The organism is Pseudomonas sp. LB3P58, assembly GCF_054897895.1.
This window is the reverse complement of sequence record NZ_JBUBVE010000001.1, coordinates 6,551,896-6,571,874: the sequence shown is the minus strand read 5'-3', so window position 1 is coordinate 6,571,874 and position 19,979 is coordinate 6,551,896. Positions and strand designations below refer to the sequence as shown.

Below are 19,979 nucleotides of genomic sequence, written 5' to 3'. Positions count from 1 at the left end.
GAGCCGCGCCGTAGCCTTGGCGCTCAAATTATCAGCGTAATTTTTTAGGGATGGCCTCATGCTGCGCAAACTCTCACTGGCCCTTGCCGTGTCTTGTGCGTCCAATGGAATGGCCTGGGCAGCAGAAGCGCCCTTATCGACCAAGAACGATCTGGTCAGCGTCTATCAGGAAGCGGTGGACAACAACGCCGACCTTGCTGCAGCCATCGCTCAATATGGCGCTCAGAAAGAAGTCGTGCCCCAGGCCCGCGCCGGGCTGCTACCGAACCTCTCTGGCGGCGCCGAACTTGCCAACGTGCGCACGGTGATCGATCAGCCTTCAGCTACCGCCAACCGCAATGCTCATTCCTATCAGGCGACCTTGGCGCAACCGCTGTTCCGTGCTGATCGCTGGTTCCAGTTCCAGGCCGCCAAAGACGTTAACGAACAGGCTGCGTTGCAGCTCTCGGCAACCCAGCAAAACCTGATCCTGCAAACTGCCGTCAGCTACTTCAATGTCTTGCGAACCCAGGACAATCTGGCGTCAACCAAGGCCGAAGAAGCCGCGTTCAAACGCCAGCTCGATCAGTCCAACGAACGCTTCGACGTCGGTCTCTCGGACAAAACTGATGTGCTGCAATCGCAAGCCAGCTACGACACTGCACGCGCCAACCGAATCGTCGCGCAGCGCCAGGTAGATGATGCGTTCGAAGCCCTGATCACCCTGACCAACCGTCAGTACAACTCGATCTGGGGCATTTCCCATACCTTGCCGATCCTGCCGCCAGCACCGAACGACGCCAAGGCCTGGGTCGATACGGCAGCCAGACAGAACCTCAATCTGCTCGCGAGCAACTACGCCGTCAACGCCGCCGAAGAAACCCTCAAGCAGCGCAAGGCCGGCCATGCGCCGACCCTCGACGCCGTGGCGAAGTACGAGAAAGGTGACAACGACGCTTTGGGCTTCAGCAACCCGAATGGCTTCCCCCAACCGTACGGTGGCAACGTCGAGCAAACGACGGTTGGCCTGCAGCTGAACATCCCGATCTACAGCGGCGGCCTGATCAACTCCCAGGTGCGCCAATCGTATGCACAGCTGGATCAGTCCGAGCAGCAGCGTGAAGCCCTGCGCCGGCAAGTGGTGGAAAGCACCCGCAACCTGCATCGCGCAGTGAACACTGACGTTGAACAGGTGCAGGCACGCAAGCAGTCGATCATCTCCAACCAGAGCGCCGTGGAAGCGACCGAAATCGGCTATCAGGTGGGTACGCGAAACATCGTCGACGTACTGGATGCGCAGCGTCAGCTGTACACCTCGGTGCGCGACTACAACAACACGCGTTATGACTACATCCTCGACAACCTGCGCTTGAAACAGGCCGCGGGTACGTTGAACCCGGGGGATTTGCAGGACCTGGCGCGCTATCTCAAGGCTGATTACAACCCGGACAAAGACTTCCTGCCGCCGGATCTGGCGAAGGCTGCGGCGGCGCAGTTGAAGGCAAATCCGACGCAATAAAAAGCAAAAGATCGCAGCCTCGTTTCACTCGTGTAGGAGCTGTCGAGTGAAACGAGGCTGCGATCTTTTTATGTCAAGCGACTCGGTCTAACGCTCGATCAACCGCCCCAACCCATCCAGCAACCGCTGCAACGCACCCTGATTGGTGCGCATGACTTTCAACCCTGCCTCCGCCATCCGCTGCGCATCGCGCGGCAATTCGAACAGCCGCTGCACCGCCAGCGCCAGACCTTCGGCATCCTCCACTTCCTGCAATGCCCCGGCGTTGCGCAGTTGCGTGGCAATTTCGAGGAAATTGAACAGGTGCGGCCCGCTCAATACCGGTTTCGCCAGAGCCGCCGGCTCCAGCAGGTTATGCCCGCCGTTCGGCACCAGACTGCCGCCGACAAAAGCGCTGTCAGCCAAGGCATACAGAAACAGCAACTCACCCATGGTGTCGCCCAGCAGCACCGACGTACCGGCGGTGACGGGCTCGCCAGTGGAACGACGGACCGTGGCGAAACCCTGTTGCCGACACAACTCGAACACCGGGTTGAAACGCTCTGGATGGCGCGGCACCAGAATCAGCAACGCATCGGGATGATTGGCCAGCAACTGACGATGAGCCGCCAGCACCACTTCGTCCTCACCTTCGTGAGTACTCGCGGCGATCCACACCGGACGCTCCTGCGCCTGCCATTGCGCACGCAACTCGGCGGCACGCTGAAGCAGTGCCGGGTCGATGGTCAGGTCGAACTTGATCGAGCCGGTCACTTCCACGGTTTGCGAGCGTGCACCCAAATCGCGGAAGCGCTGCGCCTCGGCCTCGGTCTGCACCGCGAACAGGCTCATCTCGGCGAGCATCGGCTGGGTCAGTTTGCTGAAGCGACCATAGCCCTTGGCCGAACGCTCGGACAGTCGCGCATTGGCCAGGGCCACGGGGATCCCGCGCCTGGCGCACTGATGGATATGGTTCGGCCAGAGCTCGGTCTCCATGATCACCGCCAGTTTCGGCTGGACCCGATCAAGGAAGCGCTTCGCTGCGCAAGGCAAGTCGTAAGGCAAATAGCAGTGCTGGATGCGCGGCTCATTGGCGAACAGTGCGTGGATGCGCTCCGAACCGGTCGGGGTCATGCAGGTCACGGTAATGGGCAACTGTGGATAACGTTGCAGCAAAGCGCGAATCATCGGCGCCGCGGCAATGCTTTCGCCCACCGACACCGCGTGCACCCAGATGCCGCCCGTTTTCATCGTCGGTAACCCGAGGGAGAAACGTTCGCCAATGCGCTTGGCATACGCCGGCGCCTTGCGCGCCCGCAGCCAAAGCCGAATCGCTACCAGTGGCAGCCCCAGGTAAAACAGCGCGGTGTAGAGAGTTCTATTCATGGCGGCGGAGTTTATCGGCTTTTTTCACCGATCGTCTGCAAGTGCACGGCAAAACGTTCCGCCAACCAACGAGCCGCCGGCCCCAGAGGTTCATCGCGGCGCCAGACCAGTTCCACCACCAGCGCTGGCGGGGTCCATTCGCTGACCAGTTCGACCATCAGGTCCTGATATGCCGGGTACTGCACCACGTGGCGCGGCAGCCAGGCCCAACCGAGGCCGCGCACCAACCATTCAGCCATTACGTAGAAACTGTCGGCCCGCCAGACTTGCGGGCTGGCGGGCTCGCTTCCGGGATAGACGCTCGACTGCGTGGACATCAGCAACTGTCGGTGTTGCGCCAATTGCTGACAATCGACCTGAGCCTGTTTCGCCAATGGGTGGCCGACGCCGCACACCGTGACCATTTCAACGCTGCCCAACACCCGCCGCTCGAGCGCTTCGGGAATCTGATCGTGATAAAACAGCAACCCCAGATCGGCCCGACGCTCCACCAGTTTGCGCGCCACATCGCCCTGGGCGGCGCTGGTCAGTTGCACTTCAAGGCTGGGAAATTGTTGAGCCAGGGCTTCGAAGCTTTCGATGATCGGCTGATAGGGCATCGCCTCATCCTGGGCGACACGCAAACGCGCCTCCTGACCGCGCATCATGGCCAGCGCCCGACCGTTAAGGCGTTCACATTGGCGCAGCACTTCCCGCGCCTCATCCAGCAACGCGTTACCGGCCTCGGTGAGTTTCGGCTGGCGGCCGCTGCTACGGTCGAACAGGCTGACGCCCAAGTCCTCTTCCAGCAGCGCAATCGAACTGCTGACCGCCGACTGCGCCTTGCGCTGATCCCGCGCCACCGCAGAAAACGAACGCTGCTCCGCTACGCTGACAAACAGCCGCAGCTGCTCCAGATTCCATTGCGTGTTCATGGCTCAACCCATCTTCAGAACAGATAGGTAATGACTTTACCGCATCTGGAGAATCTCTAAAATGCCGACCTCAGAAAGCAACACTTCACACGAGGATGCACCTATGACCGCTTACTACTACCTGGCCATTGCCATCTGCGCCGAAGTGATCGCCACCGTTTCGATGAAAGCGGTCAAAGGCCTCAGCACTCCGCTGCCGCTGATTCTGGTTATTGTCGGTTACGGCATTGCCTTCTGGATGCTCACGCTGGTGGTCCGTAGCGTTCCGGTGGGCGTGGCTTACGCGGTGTGGGCCGGCATGGGGATCGTGATGGTCAGCGTTGCGGCGCTGTTTATCTACGGGCAGAAACTGGATGTGCCGGCGATGCTGGGGATGGCGCTCATCGTACTGGGCGTCGTAGTGATCCAACTATTCTCCAAAACCGCCGGCCACTAAAGCCAAAACACGATCCAGTGTAGGAGTGAGCCTGCTCGCGATAGCGGTGTGTCAGCTTGCATAGGTATCGGCTGGCATGACGCGATCGCGAGCAGGCTCACTCCTACAGGTTTTGCATCCCTCCAATTGATCACCAGCAAATCCCCTTTTCTTCGAGTCTGTATACTGCGCCCTCGTCTTGAACACTGAGGTCGCTGCATGCCATCCGTTATTTCCACCGACGTTCTGATTGTCGGCGCTGGTGTCGCCGGCCTCTGGCTGAATGCGCGCCTGCGCCGCCAGGGTTTTTCGACCGTGCTGGTGGAAAGCGCCAGTCTCGGTGGCGGGCAAAGCGTGAAGTCCCAAGGCATCATCCATGGCGGCGCCAAGTACGCACTGCATGGCGCACTGACCGGCGCCTCGGAAGCCATCGCCGACATGCCTCGGCGCTGGCGTGAAGCCCTGGCCGGTGACGGCGAGCTGGACCTGACCGGCGTGCGCCTGCTGTCCGAAGCTCATTACCTCTGGTCCCCCGGCACGATCGCCGGCAATCTCACCAGCTTCTTCGCCAGCAAGGCCGTGCGCGGCCGTGTCGATCAGGTCAAGGGCGAGCAACTGCCGCCCGCCCTGCAAGACAAGCGCTTCAAGGGCAAGGTCTATCGCCTGGCGGAACTGGTGATCGACGTGCCGAGCCTGATCCAGCGCCTGGCCGATCTGGCGGGTGATGGCCTGCTCGCCGGCCAGAACATCGAACCGCTGCTGGAAGGTGGAAAACTGGTCGGCCTGAAGGTTGACGAGCGCGAGATTCGCGCCCAGCGCATCGTCTTGAGCGCTGGTGCCGGTACGGCAGCGCTGCTCGAAGCACTGGGGCTGAGCCAACCCGCCATGCAACGCCGACCGTTGCACATGATCATCGCCAAAGGTCCGGGTCTCAAACCGCTGTATGCCCACTGCCTGGGCGGCGGCACCAAGCCGCGCATTACCGTGACCACCCATCCGGCCGCCGATGGTCAGTGGGTCTGGTATCTGGGCGGCGATATCGCTGAAGCCGAAGGTGTTGCCCGCGAACCCTCCGAGCAAATTGCCACCGCGCAGAAAGAACTCGGCCAACTGCTGCCATGGATCGACCTGAGTACGGCGCAATGGGCCACCCTTCGAGTGGATCGCGCCGAGCCACTGCAATCGGGACTGACCCGCCCTGACAATGCATTCCTTGCCGAAGAAGGCCGGCTGCTGATCGGCTGGCCAACCAAATTGGCGCTCGCTCCAGACTTTGCTGATCGCGTCATCGCGGCCTTGCAGCGCGACGGCATCCAGCCAAGCCATCCGGCGCCGCTGCCCGACCTGCCAAAACCGCCGATGGGCGTGCCTGCCTGGGAGCAACTGCTGCCATGAGCCAACCGACCCTGCACGATCTGCATCGCCCTTTGGGCAGCACCGGCCTGCTGGTTTCGCCACTGGGTCTGGGCACCGTCAAACTCGGCCGCGACCAAGGCGTGAAATACCCCAACGGTTTCCAGATTCCCGATGACGACGAAGCACGCAGGCTGCTCAAACTCGCGCGCGACCTGGGCATCAACCTGATCGACACCGCCCCGGCCTATGGCCGCAGCGAAGAACGCCTCGGTCCGCTGCTGCGGGGTCAGCGTCAGGACTGGGTGATCGTCAGCAAGGTCGGCGAAGAGTTTGCCGACGGGCAGTCCCATCACGACTTCAGCGCCGCTCATACCCGGCTCTCGGTCGAGCGCAGCCTCCAACGCCTGGAAACGGATTTTATCGACCTGGTGCTGGTGCACTCCGATGGCAACGACCTGGCGATCCTCAATGACAGCGACGTCTATGCGACTCTTGCGGCGTTGAAGAGCGAAGGCAAGATTCGCGGCTTCGGTTTTTCCGGCAAAACCGTCGAAGGCGGTTTGAAGGCTCTGGAACAAGGTGATTGCGCGATGGTCACCTACAATCTGAACGAGCAGAACGAGAAGCCAGTCATTGACTATGCTGCTGCTCACGGCAAAGCCATTCTGGTCAAAAAAGCCCTCGCCAGTGGCCACGTATGCCTGAGTCCGGGTGTGGACCCTGTTCGCGCCAGCTTCGAGTTGTTGTTTGAACATCCGGGTGTTGCCAGTGCTATTGTCGGGACCATTAATCCGCTGCACCTCGCCCATAACGTCGCGACCGTTGCCCAGGTCCTACGTAGAAACTGATGCCGCCCACGCGGCCTTAAGCAGGAGCCGACATGCCGCGTACGCTCATAAGAAAGAACCCGAGCAACTTCAAGACCCTGCCGTTATTCGTCGAAGCGACTCCCGAAGGCCTGAGTTATCAAAGCGTCGGGATGCCGCTCAATTTCTCCCAGACGCTGCAACGTCGCCGCCCGGTGACGGTCGCCGACACTCAGCGGTTTTCGCTTGAGCTGGCCAACCTCGGGGTCTCGGTGCGCCTGACCCTGCATTGGCAGAATCGCGATTACTGGGTGTTGGTGCGTCAGCGTCGGCAAGACCGTGGCGACGTGGTGCTCAAGCTGATCTCCGGTTACGTGCCCGCCCATGAGCTGAACCTGCCGCTGCACACCGCGATTCAGGAAATTGCCGAAGAGTGCCTGCTGGAAACCCCGGAAGGCTGGCTCGGCGGGCGCTTCAACGACACTTGGCTGCCGGCGCCTTACTCGTCCGCGCTGCATTATCGCGAAGCCCTGCCGTTTCGCCTGACGCCGCTGTCCGGCTCCGCGCGGCCGGTGCGTTGCGCCAAGATGCAGTTGATCGAACGCCCGCGGGCTTACGTGCATTTGCCGACGGCTTCGCTGCAATTGATCTATGACTTGCGCCTGGACGTGCCCAAGGAAGCCAAATCCCTGAGCCTGTTCCATGTCGACGAGCGACTGGAAGGCGATCAACTGGTGGCCCGGCTCGATCGAAAACGTCCCGATTTGTACTTGATGCCGCTGCAGGACGGCCAACCGATGGCCGAGCTCTATACCTTGAAAAAGGATCAGCTGTACCCGGCGAGTACTCGCGGGTTGTACCTGGCAGAGAGTTTTGCCCAGCAGGAAGGCTGGCTGGTGAGGGATGAGCGGATTCGCTGGAAGGATTGGGTGCGGCAACAGGGCTTGAGCCCACCGGGGAAGGATTCAGGTTTGGCGCGGCTGCGTGGGAAGGCGAAGCAATTGCTGAAGAGAATCGTACCGCGTAAAAAAGTCAGCTCTTAAAGCAAAAGGTCAAAAGATCGCAGCCTCGTTTCACTCGACAGCTCCTACATTGAAATGCGATTCCCTGTAGGAGCTGTCGAGTGAAACGAGGCTGCGATCTTTTAGGCTTCACTCGGACTTGCGGATTTTCTCGACAATCGCGGTAGTCGAGCTGTTTTCCACCAGCCCCAGCACTTTCACCGTTCCGCCGTAAGCGGTCACGATGTCCGCGCCGACAACCTGCTCGATTCCGTAGTCCCCGCCCTTGACCAGCACGTCCGGCTTGACCTCACGCAGCAGGTTTTCCGGGGTGCCTTCAGCGAAGCTGATCACCCAATCCACGGCGCCCAGACCTGCCAGTACGGCCATGCGACGGTCGACGCTGTTGATCGGACGGCCCGGGCCTTTCAGGCGGCTGACCGACGCATCGTCGTTGACCGCGACGATCAGTCGATCGCCCTGGGCCCGCGCCTGTTCGAGGTAGGTCACGTGGCCGGCGTGCAAAATGTCGAAGCAGCCGTTGGTGAAAACGATCTTTTCTTTATGCGCACGTGCATCATCGACCGCCAGCAACAGCTGCTCAAGGCCGAGTACACCGCGCTCCGAACCTTCTTCACGCTGAATGGCGCGACGCAGCTCCGGTGCGCTGATGGCCGCCGTACCGAGTTTGCCGACCACGATGCCCGCCGCCAGGTTGGCCAGCGCCACCGCGTGAGGCAGTTCTTCGCCAGCGGCAATGGCGGCCGCCAGGGTGGAAATGACCGTGTCGCCGGCACCGGTCACATCGAACACTTCACGGGCACGGGCCGGCAGGTGCAGCGCCGGATGATCCGGACGCAACAGGGTCATGCCGTGTTCGCCGCGGGTCACCAGCAACGCGCCGAGGTCGAGGTCGTGCATCAGCTGCGCGCCCTTGCTCACCAGCTCGTGCTCATCGGCGCAACCGCCGACGATGGTTTCGAATTCGCTGAGGTTCGGGGTGATCAGGCTCGCACCACGGTAGATAGAGAAATCCTTGCCCTTGGGATCGGCCAGCACCGGAATGCCACGGGCACGTGCCGCCTGGATCAGCACCTGATGGTTTTTCAGCGCGCCTTTGCCGTAGTCGGACAGCACCAATACTTTGATGCCTTCGAGCAATTCGTCGACTTGCTCTCCCAACGCCAACGCGTCGGTGGCGAAAGGTTCTTCGAAGTCGATACGCAGCAGTTGCTGGTGACGGCTCATGACCCGCAGCTTGACGATGGTCGGCTGGTGCGCGATGCGCTGGAACAACGCCCGTACGCCAGCGCCCTTGAGGCTATTGGCCAGGCTGTCGGCAGCTTCATCGTCGCCGGTCACGCCGACCAGCGAGGCCGGTGCGCCGAGGGCGGCAATGTTCAACGCAACGTTGGCGGCACCGCCCGGGCGGTCCTCGATTTGCTCGACCTTGACTACCGGTACCGGCGCCTCAGGGGAAATCCGTGAGGTACCACCATGCCAGTAACGGTCGAGCATGACATCGCCGACCACCAAGACAGGGGCTTGATCGAATCGCGGCATGGACAACTTCATGGAGCAACCCACATACAAAATGAACAGGGGCGCGATATTAACACAGGGTTGGCGTGGGCTTGTGTGACGGCTGCAATGGGATGATTCGGCGGGGCTTTTTGCTCATTTATTGATCAGAAAATCCGTCCGCGGTGCGCAGATTTATTCAGGCTTGGTCAAGAAGGGTAAAGGTCTGGGTACACATCACCGGACGCATTGCACGCCAGGTGTGCAAAAGGGGTGAGCCAGGCTCACCCCTTTTGTGGGGTCAGGCGATGTCGCCAACCGGGGCATCGAGGCCCATCGCGTGCAGGCGCGAGTAGTAGCCGTTTTGCGCCAACAGTTGAGCGTGGGTGCCACGCTCGACGATTTCACCATGGTCCATGACCAGGATCAGGTCGGCTTTCTCGATGGTCGACAACCGGTGAGCAATCACCAGCGTGGTGCGACCTTTCATGACCTGATCCAGTGCCGCCTGAATGTGCCGCTCGGACTCGGTATCGAGCGCCGACGTTGCCTCGTCGAGAATCAGCAACGGTGCGTTCTTCAACAAGGCCCGGGCAATCGCCAGGCGCTGACGCTGGCCACCGGACAGCAACACGCCGTTTTCCCCGACCTGGGTGTCCAGGCCTTGCGGCATTTCCGAGATGAAGTCCATCGCGTAAGCATCCGTCGCGGCCTTTTCAATGTCGGCACGTGGGGCGCCGGCCAGGTCACCGTAAGCGATGTTGTTGGCGATGGTGTCGTTGAACAGGGTCACATGCTGCGTCACCTGCGCCACGTGTCGACGCAGATTGCGCAGACGATAGTCTTCGATTTCCACGTCATCGAGCATGATTTCACCGGTTTCGTGGTGATAGAAACGCGGAATCAGGCTGGCCAGGGTCGACTTGCCGCTACCCGAACGACCGACCAGGGCGATCATTTGCCCCGGTGCCGCCGTGAAACTGATGTTCTTCAGCACTTCACGCTCGGTCCCCGGATAGGTGAAGCTCAGGTTGCGCACTTCCAGGTGGCCGCTGACGCGATCGCGCTCGACGGTACCCTGGTCAATCTCTGGCTCGACGTCCAGTTGCTCGAAAATGCTCTCGGCACCGGCAACGCCTTTCTGGATTGTCGAGCTGACTTCCGACAGTTGACGAATCGGCTTGGGCAACAGGCCCGCTGCGGTGATGTAGGCCACCAGGTCACCGGCGGTGGCGTCACCGCGCAGGAACAGCACCAGGAACATCAGCACGGCCATAGCGGTGTAGATCACCAATTGCAGCATGGGTGTGTAGACCGCACCGGTCTTGGTCATGCGCAGTTGCTTGTCGGTGTTGCCCTGGCTGGCTTCGGCGAAACGACGCTCTTCATAGCTTTCGCCACCAAAGCTGCGCACCACGCGATAACCCTGGATGGTTTCGGAGGCCACGTGAGTCACGTCGCCCATCGCCACCTGGATTTTCTTGCTTTGCTTGCGGAATTTTTTGCTGGTGCTGCTCACCATGATCGCGATGATGGGCAGGATCGCCAACATCACCAGGGTCAGTTTCCAGTTCATCCACAACAGGTAAGCAAACAGGAACACCACGGTCAGGCCTTCACGAATGACCACTTTGATGGCGTCCGTGGCCGCACCGGTGACCATGGTCACGTTGAAGGTGATGCGCGAAATCAGGTGCCCGGAGTTATGGGTGTCGAAATAACGGTTGGGCAATACCAGTAATTTGTTGAACAGTTCGACACGCAAGTCGTGGACCAGCCCAAGGGAGACTTTGGCCAGGTAGTAGTTACCCAGGAAAGACCCCAGGCCTTGCCAGGCGGCGATCAGGATGATCAGCAGCGGCACGGCCATCAGCAACTGCAAGTCTTGCAGATAGGGAACAGTCGGGAAGAGCACCGCTTCGGGGTTGCTCAGGCCATCGACGAAATATTTGAGAATCCCTGCGAGCATGGGCTGCGTCGAGGCAAAAATAACAAAGCCGACGATACTGATGGCAAACATGCCCCAGTACGGGCGCACATACGACAGCAGGCGCAGGTAAATCTTCAAGCTCGACGGCGCAGGCGAATCAGGGCTGGTCATGAGAACCCGTTGTATGAGAAAAGAGCCCGCGAGTGTAACACAGGCCATTTTAGTCGCTGAGCTGCGGTAACATGGCCGGCTATCCATGCCTCACGGCGCCCAACCCGGAGTATTGATGCAAGCGCTTGATCACACCCGATATCTCGCCCTGCGCGAGGGAGCACAAGTCCTTGAAGCGGATGGTTCGGGGGACAAGGTTCTGCGGTTGACGGACGGTTCAATACTCAAACTGTTTCGCCGCAAACGCCTGCTGACGTCGGCCGCGTGGTACCCGTACGCCAAACGCTTTGCCGACAACTGCGATGCGTTGCGTGAACGGCACATCCCCTGCCCGTCGATTCGTCAGGTTTACCGTATTGCGAGTATCGAGCGCGATGCCGTGCACTACGATCCACTGCCGGGCCAGACCCTGCGTCAGCTGCTGGACATCCAGGGCGATGCCGATCCGTTACGCGGTCAATTGGGGGTCTTCATGGCCACTTTGCATGAGCGGGGGATTTATTTTCGCTCGGCGCACCTGGGCAACATCGTGCTCACACCCGAGCATCAGCTGGGCCTGATCGACATCGCCGACATGCGGGTGTATCGCCGTCCGTTGCGCAAGACTCTGCGGCTGCGCAACTTCAAGCATATGGTGCGTTACCCACAAGATCGGCAATGGCTGCTCGACGGTCACGGCGAAGTCTTCATGCACCATTATGGCCAGACTCAGAGCATCTGCTCCCCGGAGGAGTTGAGCGTCGCCCTGCAAAAATGATCTGACTGCCTTCGCCTCCGGGGAGGAGGCGAAGGTCAGGCATTACGCCAGCGCGGGTTGTCGCGCCTTCAGCACGCGAGAGAGGATCATCGCAGCGGGCAGCAGCACCAGTGGCCACAACTCGTCAGGGTTACCAATCAGCAAACTGCCATCGAAATTCAGCATCACCAGCGCACACGCCAGGTACATACCCCAGCCGTCGCGCAGACGCCAGGCCTGCCAAAGGCTTGCAACCATCAGCGCTACGAACAACGCCAGCGCGACCCCGCCGCTGTACAGCCCCAGCGCTACGAAAATGTTGTGCGGATGCTGAATCGGCATCCAGCCATCGAGTACCTGAGCGGTGTGGAAGCCGATACCGCAGCCCAGTGCCCAGCCGCAGTGGCGCCACTCGCCGACCATGATATGGAAAATCTCGAGGCGGTACGAATCACCTCGGTTCCAGAGGGACTGGTACCAGGCTTCGTTGTGCACCACCAGGAACAGCAGGCCTAAAACAACTACGCCAATCGCCACCGCAGTACCCACCAGCCGCGGCTTGAGGTAAATGCCGTAAAGCAACCAGATGCCAAACAGGAACACAGCCCCCACAAACGCAGTACGCGTCTGCAGGACGAAGGCTACCGCGAACACCGACAAAACAATGGCCAGGCCACCTTCGATATACTTTCGTTCCCTGAGCCAGATTGGCAGCGCCAGCGCCAGCGCACAGAACAGCCAAATGCTGGCGTAGATGACGTTCTCCAAGCGTGCCGGAAGTATCGCCACCCGGCCGCCGATGGCGAATTCACCGGTTACCCAACCGTAGAGCGCGCTGCTGAAAATGTACAACGTCAGGATCCAGAACTGAGCGCGAATGAACGCCGCACTGCGGAAGAACTGCGGATCGGTGAGGGCGCCGACCACCATGACGAACATCAGTACATAGAAGACGTGTTTGTAGAACTGCATCTGCCCTGCAATCGTCGCAGGCACCAGAAACCACAGAATGAACGCCAGCCAACCCCACGCCAGCGGCTCCTTGAGCAAGCCCGCACCGCGTTCCTTGATCAGGAAGACCAGGCCCGGCAATGCCACCAGGACGTAGAACAGGTTGTTGGTCCACTTCGACGACCAGCCCACCACAAAGCTCAAAAGAAACAGACAGAGCACCGTTCCGAAATACGCCATGGTGTTCTTTCCTGGCTTCATGCCGCTAAATTCCATGCAGTACCCAACCTATTGCCAGACCCAAGATAAGAGCTGCGATCAGCTTCAGCCGATCGAGACGTTTACGTCGTAATTTGTTCTCCCGCTCCTTCGGGACCACCACATGCTCACCGAAACCGGTGTGCAATACCGCGTCGTTTTCCAGAATCAACGCATAGCGATTTTCGCCAGCATACAGACGCGACAGGTCTTTCTCCCCGGAAAATCCGGAATACGGCGCATGCATCAAGTAATCCGCACGACGGCGCAGCCCTGGATTAAAGGAAAAACCTTGCCACTCGGCTTTTTGCGAGCCCAGTACATAGAAAGGAATGCCATGGCTGACTTTGCGCTCGTTCAGGAACACGTAAGGACTATGAACCATCAGGTCATGATTGAAGCTGCGCAACCAAACCTGCAGTGCCTGCGGATCTTCCTCCAGCAGGCATTGGGACTCTTCGATGAACCCTTCGCGGTAGAAATCCCAGTCGTCTTCACAGTGGAAAATCCACGATGTCTGCACCTGAGCATAAGCGGCATCGATGGACCGCAACTGACCCAGGCGTGGCTTGTTGATGAAAAACTGGGTATGCGCCCTCCAGTGCTCCGGAATACAGGCCTCTACGGCGCTGTCACCGGAGTCCTCTGTAATGAACACTTTACGGATGGGAGCCGTGTTGTACCGGTCAAACGTCTCGAGGGTACGCTTCAACAGATCGAAGCGACCGCAACTAGTGATTACTACCGAAATGTCGCTAGTCTCGCTGAACAGCATTTATTTGCACCGCACCATTGGTTGTTTAATCGCCCGGCTTCACAGCCCCAGCGACAAGCGTAATTTTTCTTTCCAGCCCAGCGGGACATGCTCGCGCAGCGGCGCACGCAGGGCGTCGACAATCGCATGCCCTACAGCCCGGAAGGTGTAACGCTGCTCTACCAAAGCCTGTCCGGCCAATGAAATGGTCTCGGTCAGCTGTGGGGACTCGCGCAACACCGCCAGCTTTTCCCTGAGTTCGTCGCGGGTTCGATAGAGCACGATGTTGTGCATATCGACAAACCCCAGCGCGCGATTCTCTGCTTCCCCTTGATCGTAAGCAAACAGCACACAACCACAGGCCATGGCCTCGAAATTCTTGATCATGTATTCGCCCATGCCGACGTCGGCACTCACGAAGTAACGGATCCGGCTCAACGTCTCGCAGTATTCCTCACCCGACTTGGTGCGGGTGATCAGCAGGTTCTCCACTTCGGCCACGGACTCGAGCATGGCCTTGCGTCCGGCATACGCCACGCTGTTGAGACTGCCGACGAAACCCAGCTCGATATCCCGTTCACGCTGGCAGTTTTGCAACAGTGCCTGATCGTAGCCCTTGGGCACGAAATGCGCGTCAAACCCTTCCTCACGCAAGCGCTGGCTGACCATGAAACCCGAGCTGATCACCCGCGCCCAAGGCAGCTTGCGGTAATGCGCACTGAACTTGCCGGTGTACTTGCACGGGATGTAATTCTGGTACGCATCGTGTTCCAGAATAACCAGGTTGGGCAGGGTTTGGATGAACCTCACCTGTCTGATTTCTTTTTTGAAGCGCAGAAAAAAAACAATCCGGTCGTAGCGGGTCACATCGACATGCTTGCGAAAGTATCCACGCAAGTCGTCCTGCTCTGCGCTGGTCAGCTCGCGCTTGTCGCAGTCGCAGTGCTCGGCGATACCGTCATACAGTCGATCGAGGATCGCTCGCTGCTCTTTCTGCACCAGAAACAGAACTTTCAATTGGTCTCTCTCTTTCCAGACAGCTCTTGGACCCAGAATAATTCGTGGCGTCGCACCGCTTTACGGAAGAACTCGTTTTCGCCGAAAGCCGGCCAGTGTCGGGCCGCCAGACAACGTTGGATCGCCCGGCGAAGTAGACGCTTGAGGGGAAGTCGGGGCTGAAGGTCGTGCATCATGCCCAACGACATAGCCTTGTGCCACTGTTTTTCGGTCGACAGACAAAGCGCCCAGGGCCGCAACGGTTCGTGATTATTGATCTGTGGCGGCAGTGTCACACCGGTCCCGGCATCACCCATTGGCCAGCGATCGTTGTCGTGTAGATGATTGGCGTAATGCAACAAGGTTTCGGGCTGCCAGGCTGTACCGTTCAGTGCCTGCATCACCGCTTGCTGTGAGCATAGATGGTCTGGGTGCGGGTCGAAACGCGGATGTGGCAAAACGATGACCTGAGGCTGAATGCGCTCGATCAACTCACTCAGGTCGGCCAGCAGATTGTTCCAGGACGGTATGCCATCGACGTCACTGGCCAGGGCAAACGGATTGAACCGTCGAAAATATCGGGTATCGCCAAGCTGTGCCTCACGGGACACCACGGCCTCGGTCGGCGTGCTTTGCATGGCGGCCAATTGCAGGCAGAAATACCCCAACTGAATACAGCGCTCCTGAGGTACGCCGCCCCACAGCGGAACGCTGATGCTATCCCAGGCGCGAAGCGAGCCTTTCAACCGGGACGCTTCAACGCCATTGAGCCCCATCTGCTGATAGTGCCCGGCCTCGATTTCACCGGCAGTCAAGGTCACGATCCAGCTTTGACTGGCGCTGCTGTACAACCCGAAGGCGGCCAACTCGGCATCGTCGGCGTGAGGCGCGATCACCATCACCCGTTGACGGCTGTAATCCGGATGCTCGAACGCCCTGAGCACCGGCTCACCCAGCAGTCGGCAGAAACGCCCACGCAGGCGTAACTCACCTTGCGACAGAACCTGCGCCTGACCACTGAGGTTGAGGTAACGCAGGCCGTTCACACCACGCTCGAAAGTTTGTCGGTCCGGGTTATCCCCCCCCGACAACTCGACCACGGGATCGATGAAGCGTCCCAGCCAGGTGCTTTTTATCCGCAGCGCCAAAACCAGAGTGGCGTCGTCGACCAGCATGACACCGTCGTCCAGGCGCAAACGCTCACCGTCGAGGTGAACCTTGGGCTGCTGGGTGTACGGTGGAAAGCTGTACTGATAATCGTCTTTGGGCGAATAAAACAAATGGTCGGCAAACCATGCCTCGTGGGCAATCCAGCCCAGAACCGCGAGCACCAACGGCAGCCACCAGGTCACCAGCACACCCATGGCAATCAATAGCACCAGCGCGATGAGCAGACCGATGCGCTTGTTGCGCCGATGGCGCTTGAGCAATTGTTGTTTGCGGTTCATGGGCTGGCTCATACGGTGAACACCGGCACAGGATTGCACCAGCGATCCTTGTATTCACGGTCGGCGCGACCGAAAGAAAAGCGCAACGGTTTGTCCAACGCCCGGGCATGCTCCCAGGCGCTTTGCGTATTGAGAAAGCTCAGCACGCTGCCCGGACTGAATTCGCGGGTTTCGGGATCGACGCCGCCATTGATGTACTCGACGCTGATCCACTGCGGTGTCTCGACACGGTAGACCAGTTGAATCGCTATCGGCGCATCGTTGAGAAAAATCACCGAGCCGATCAGCAAATCACGCAGCAACTCGATGACCTCAGCCATGCGCTCGGCCCCCGTCGCCGGGAAGCCCCAGCGACGCTGGAACAGGTCGCAATAGATCGCCGCCAGTTCACTGCTGGAAAACTCCGCGACCGGCCGGACCACTCCGCCCGCTTCCTCCAGCAATCGCAATTCACGGCGCTGGTTGTAGCGAAACTTCTTCGACAGTTCTTCGGGAGTGCGGGCCATCGCCAGCTGTTCAGCCTGCAACTTGATGCCGGTGAAGCGGCCCTCATTCAGCGCCGACAGGTAGCGTCCACGATGACGCAGCGGCGCTTGTGCATCGGCAGCGGCCGGCAGGATGAACTCGGCATTACCGAGATCGAACAGGCCTTTTTTACCGCAGCGCTTGAGCACGTCCTTGGACAAGGCGAGGTCGCGGCCCCAGGTCGGGATCGCGGCTTTGACTTCACCGTTTTGCTCCCAGGCCAGGTAGCGCACAGGAATGTCGGCCAACTGCGCCAGCCGCTCGACCACCATGGGATGAGTGGCGACGCTGCCGCCATAACGTTGCCAGGCCTCGGCATATGTCGAGGCGTCGACTACCGCCCAGCCACGTTCGCGCCAGCCTTGAAATCGGTTGAGCATCAGCCCCTCGGCGCCAGTTCGGTAACGTGTGGCAAACGCCAGAAAGCATCGCGAACCGCGCGGTCGGAGAAGCGTTCACGCAGGCGATCGAGCATCAGCTCGGCGCACTGGTGACGTTGCTGCTCGTCCATCGCGGCCAGATGTTGCAGCCCTTGAGCCAAGTGTTCGGCATCGCCCAGCGGGAACAGAATACCGACGCCCTCGACCACTTCCTTCGCCCCGCCACACGCCGTGGCGAGCAACGGCACGCCGGCAGCCATGGCCTCCAGCAGCACCATGCCGAACGGTTCGTGATCGGAACTCAGGGCAAACACATCGAAGGCACGAAAATAACGTCGGGCTTCAGGCACCTGACCGAGGAACAGCACGCGGTCGCCGATACCCAACTCACGCGCCAGAGCCTTGAGGTCCTGCTCCAGTCGACCGGCACCGAGAATCACCAATTGACTGCTGGCCGGTAAACCCGGCAACGCCGCAGCAAAACCGTGCAGCAGCGTGGTCTGATCCTTGTCCGGATGCAGCCGTCCGACATTGCCGACAACCCAGGCATCCGGCGCCAGGCCGAGGGTTTCCCGGGCCTCGCGAACCGACACCTGGCTGTCCTGCAAGGTCTGCACATCGATACGGTTATAGAGCGTCTGAATCCGCGCCGCCGGCCACTTCGGCAGGCAATGGCGCATGTCGTCGCGCACGGCATCGGAAACCCCGAGCAGGCTCAGGCGCTTGCGGAAAATATTCGCGAAGAGTTTGCGCGTGCCGCGCTTGTAATCGTCAAACGCGTGATGCACGCCAATCACCGGCAACGACGTACCGAGCAAGGCGATATAAATAGGTTTGAAACGGTGAGCGATGCAAAAACTGAAATTGCGCGAGGCGGCGATCTTGCGCAGATCGCCGATGGCGCCCAGCTTCAGGCCACGAATGGCCTTGGAGCTGTACTCCATGAACAGCACTTCATCGGAAGCGCAGCCCGCGGCAACTTCGGCATCGGCAGCCCCGGTCAGAAACACCGTGGTCACTCGATAACCGGTCCCCGCGAACAGGCTGGCGTACTGCCGGGCGCAGTCCAGAAACGGCCCGTCATAGCCGTGACAGAACTGCAGCACATGGCGTTCAGCCGAGCGTGTCATATGCGTCCGCGCCCTCTTTCACCACCAGGATGTCTTCCATGATCAGATACTGTAGATCGGAACCGAAGAACATGTTCAGGGCGTCCGTCGGCGAGCAGATCATCGGTTCGCCACGACGGTTGAGCGAGGTGTTCAGCGACACGCCGTTACCGGTCAGCACTTCCAGCGCCTTCATCATGTCGTAGTAGCGCGGGTTGTATTCGCGCTTGAGCACTTGAGCCCGGGACGTACCGTCTTCATGGACGACTTCCGGCACGCGGGTCTTCCACTCTTCCGCCACTTCGAAGGTGAAGGTCATGAACGGCGCCGGGTGATCGATCTTGATCATCTGCGGTGCAACGGTGTCGAGCATCGACGGGCAGAAAGGCCTCCAGCGCTCGCGGAACTTGATCTGGTGGTTGATGCGGTCAGCCACGCCGGTCGCACTCGGGCAACCAATGATCGAACGACCGCCCAAGGCGCGCGGACCGAACTCCATTCGGCCCTGGAACCAGGCCACCGGGTTGCCGTCGACCATGATTTTGGCGATGTTTTCCGGCATGTTCTCAAGCTTGCGCCATACCGGCTTGCTCGGGTGACGGGCGCATGCAGCGAGCACGTCTTCGTTGGTGTACGACGGACCGAGGTAGACGTGTTCCATCTTCTCGACCGGCACACCACGGGCGTGGGACACATAGGCCGCCGCGCCAACCGCGGTGCCGGCGTCGCCGGATGCAGGCTGGACAAACAGCTCTTTGACGTCATCGCGAGCGATGATTTTCTGGTTGAGCTTGACGTTCAATGCACAGCCACCGGCATAGGCCAGTTTGCCGGTTTCCTTGAGCACGTCGCCCAGGTAGTAATCGATCATCTGCAGCGAGATTTTTTCGAACAGCGCTTGAATGCTCGCGGCGTAGTGGATGTACGGCTCGTCAGCGATGTCGCCTTCGCGCTTCGGTCCCAGCCACTCGATCAGCTTCGGCGAGAAGTAGTAGCCTTTGCCCTTCTCTTTGTAACGACGCAGGCCAATGACGTTGGCGTAGTCGGTGTTGATCACCAACTCGCCGTTTTCGAACGAAGCCAGGCGCGAGAAATCGTATTTGCTGGCGTCGCCGTACGGCGCCATGCCCATGACCTTGAACTCGCCATCGAGCATATCGAAACCGAGGAACTCGGTGATCGCGCCGTACAGGCCGCCGAGGGAGTCTGGATCGAAGAATTCCTTGATCTTGTGGATCTTGCCGTTTTCGCCGTAACCGAAAAAGGTCGTGGCGTACTCACCCTTGCCGTCGATCCCGAGGATCGCGGTTTTCTCTTTGAAACCGGAGCAGTGGTAAGCACTGGAGGCGTGGGCCAGGTGGTGCTCGACCGGCTCGATCTTGATTTTCTTCGGATCGAAGCCCAGTTGCTCGAGGCACCAGACAATCTTGTTGCGATAGCGCTTGTAGCGACGGTTGCCCATCAGGATCGCGTCAAGAGCGCGATCCGGGGCGTACCAGTAACGCTTGGCGTACTGCCAACGAGCCTTGCCGAACAGACTGATCGGTGCGAATGGAATCGCCACCACATCAACGTCGGACGGCTTGATGCCAGCCTGTTCGAGGCAAAACTTCGCCGACTCGTAAGGCATGCGGTTCTTTGCATGTTTATCGCGCACAAAGCGCTCTTCCTCAGCCGCCGCGACCAGCTTGCCGTCGATGTACAACGCTGCGGAAGGATCATGGCTAAGGGCGCCGGACAGGCCAAGAATCGTCAATGCCACAGGGGTCTAGCCTCTTTAGTCTGCATGCAGGCGCAAGGCGCCTCAAAGATTAATGTGCCCTCGCAAAGGGCGAGTGGCAGCTA

Annotated in this window: 17 protein-coding genes; 6 read left to right on the top strand and 11 right to left on the bottom strand. The window is 59.8% G+C overall.

Going from position 1 to position 19,979, the window contains the following annotated elements:
* Positions 1-58 precede the first annotated feature (58 nt).
* Complete coding sequence (locus ACYZTZ_RS30550) at positions 59-1,498, top strand: TolC family outer membrane protein (protein ID WP_462000583.1); 1,440 nt, start codon at positions 59-61, stop codon at positions 1,496-1,498.
* 87 nt (positions 1,499-1,585) lie between these two features.
* Here the strand turns inward: ACYZTZ_RS30550 and waaA are convergent, their stop codons facing one another.
* The gene (gene waaA, locus ACYZTZ_RS30545) at positions 1,586-2,863 is read right to left on the bottom strand and encodes a lipid IV(A) 3-deoxy-D-manno-octulosonic acid transferase (protein ID WP_462000582.1); all 1,278 of its coding nucleotides are present in this window, start codon (positions 2,861-2,863) and stop codon (positions 1,586-1,588) included.
* 11 nt (positions 2,864-2,874) lie between these two features.
* Positions 2,875-3,777 (bottom strand): LysR family transcriptional regulator, encoded by a 903-nt coding sequence (locus tag ACYZTZ_RS30540; protein WP_008146219.1) that lies wholly within the window; start codon positions 3,775-3,777, stop codon positions 2,875-2,877.
* A 103-nt stretch (positions 3,778-3,880) separates the two neighbouring features.
* Here ACYZTZ_RS30540 and ACYZTZ_RS30535 point away from each other — a divergent pair, with 103 nt between their 5' ends.
* The 4 genes from ACYZTZ_RS30535 (at position 3,881) to ACYZTZ_RS30520 (ending at position 7,397) form a co-directional block, all read left to right on the top strand.
* Positions 3,881-4,213 (top strand): DMT family transporter, encoded by a 333-nt coding sequence (locus tag ACYZTZ_RS30535; RefSeq protein WP_462000581.1) that lies wholly within the window; start codon positions 3,881-3,883, stop codon positions 4,211-4,213.
* 198 nt (positions 4,214-4,411) lie between these two features.
* Complete coding sequence (locus ACYZTZ_RS30530) at positions 4,412-5,587, top strand: NAD(P)/FAD-dependent oxidoreductase (protein ID WP_462000580.1); 1,176 nt, start codon at positions 4,412-4,414, stop codon at positions 5,585-5,587.
* The gene (locus tag ACYZTZ_RS30525; RefSeq protein ID WP_462000579.1) at positions 5,584-6,396 is read left to right on the top strand and encodes an aldo/keto reductase; all 813 of its coding nucleotides are present in this window, start codon (positions 5,584-5,586) and stop codon (positions 6,394-6,396) included. Before ACYZTZ_RS30530 ends, ACYZTZ_RS30525 begins: the two co-directional genes overlap by 4 nt.
* A gap of 32 nt (positions 6,397-6,428) precedes the next feature.
* Positions 6,429-7,397 (top strand): hypothetical protein, encoded by a 969-nt coding sequence (locus ACYZTZ_RS30520; protein WP_008146227.1) that lies wholly within the window; start codon positions 6,429-6,431, stop codon positions 7,395-7,397.
* A 108-nt stretch (positions 7,398-7,505) separates the two neighbouring features.
* On the opposite strand, the gene hldE is transcribed toward ACYZTZ_RS30520, so the two are convergent.
* Both hldE and msbA read right to left on the bottom strand, forming a co-directional pair.
* The gene (hldE, locus tag ACYZTZ_RS30515; RefSeq protein ID WP_033055483.1) at positions 7,506-8,930 is read right to left on the bottom strand and encodes a bifunctional D-glycero-beta-D-manno-heptose-7-phosphate kinase/D-glycero-beta-D-manno-heptose 1-phosphate adenylyltransferase HldE; all 1,425 of its coding nucleotides are present in this window, start codon (positions 8,928-8,930) and stop codon (positions 7,506-7,508) included.
* 247 nt (positions 8,931-9,177) lie between these two features.
* Positions 9,178-10,977, bottom strand: a complete 1,800-nt coding sequence (msbA, locus tag ACYZTZ_RS30510) for a lipid A export permease/ATP-binding protein MsbA (RefSeq protein ID WP_046056443.1) — start codon at positions 10,975-10,977, stop codon at positions 9,178-9,180.
* A 115-nt stretch (positions 10,978-11,092) separates the two neighbouring features.
* On the opposite strand from msbA, the gene ACYZTZ_RS30505 reads away from it, so the two are divergent.
* Entirely contained in the window at positions 11,093-11,734 is a 642-nt protein-coding gene (locus ACYZTZ_RS30505; RefSeq protein ID WP_223432824.1) for a BUD32 family EKC/KEOPS complex subunit, read from the top strand.
* 42 nt (positions 11,735-11,776) lie between these two features.
* Here ACYZTZ_RS30505 and ACYZTZ_RS30500 read toward each other — a convergent pair whose 3' ends face one another.
* From ACYZTZ_RS30500 to ACYZTZ_RS30470, 7 genes are read right to left on the bottom strand one after another with little or no spacing between them, the layout of a single operon-like run.
* Positions 11,777-12,925, bottom strand: coding sequence for an O-antigen ligase domain-containing protein (locus ACYZTZ_RS30500; protein ID WP_462000578.1), 1,149 nt, complete (start codon positions 12,923-12,925; stop codon positions 11,777-11,779).
* A gap of 4 nt (positions 12,926-12,929) precedes the next feature.
* The gene (locus tag ACYZTZ_RS30495) at positions 12,930-13,697 is read right to left on the bottom strand and encodes a glycosyltransferase family A protein (RefSeq protein WP_462000577.1); all 768 of its coding nucleotides are present in this window, start codon (positions 13,695-13,697) and stop codon (positions 12,930-12,932) included.
* Between the two features lie 39 nt (positions 13,698-13,736).
* Positions 13,737-14,693, bottom strand: a complete 957-nt coding sequence (locus ACYZTZ_RS30490) for a glycosyltransferase family protein (RefSeq protein ID WP_192409952.1) — start codon at positions 14,691-14,693, stop codon at positions 13,737-13,739.
* Positions 14,690-16,120: a PIG-L deacetylase family protein gene (locus tag ACYZTZ_RS30485; protein ID WP_462000576.1), complete on the bottom strand. Its 1,431-nt coding sequence runs from the start codon at positions 16,118-16,120 to the stop codon at positions 14,690-14,692. Before ACYZTZ_RS30485 ends, ACYZTZ_RS30490 begins: the two co-directional genes overlap by 4 nt.
* Positions 16,121-16,128: 8 nt before the next feature.
* Complete coding sequence (locus ACYZTZ_RS30480) at positions 16,129-17,025, bottom strand: antimicrobial resistance protein Mig-14 (RefSeq protein WP_056746444.1); 897 nt, start codon at positions 17,023-17,025, stop codon at positions 16,129-16,131.
* Complete coding sequence (locus ACYZTZ_RS30475; RefSeq protein WP_462000575.1) at positions 17,025-18,155, bottom strand: glycosyltransferase; 1,131 nt, start codon at positions 18,153-18,155, stop codon at positions 17,025-17,027. The genes ACYZTZ_RS30480 and ACYZTZ_RS30475 overlap by 1 nt, the downstream gene beginning before the upstream one ends.
* The gene (locus ACYZTZ_RS30470; protein ID WP_223432819.1) at positions 18,139-19,896 is read right to left on the bottom strand and encodes a carbamoyltransferase family protein; all 1,758 of its coding nucleotides are present in this window, start codon (positions 19,894-19,896) and stop codon (positions 18,139-18,141) included. The genes ACYZTZ_RS30475 and ACYZTZ_RS30470 overlap by 17 nt, the downstream gene beginning before the upstream one ends.
* Between the last annotated feature and the right edge of the window lie 83 nt (positions 19,897-19,979).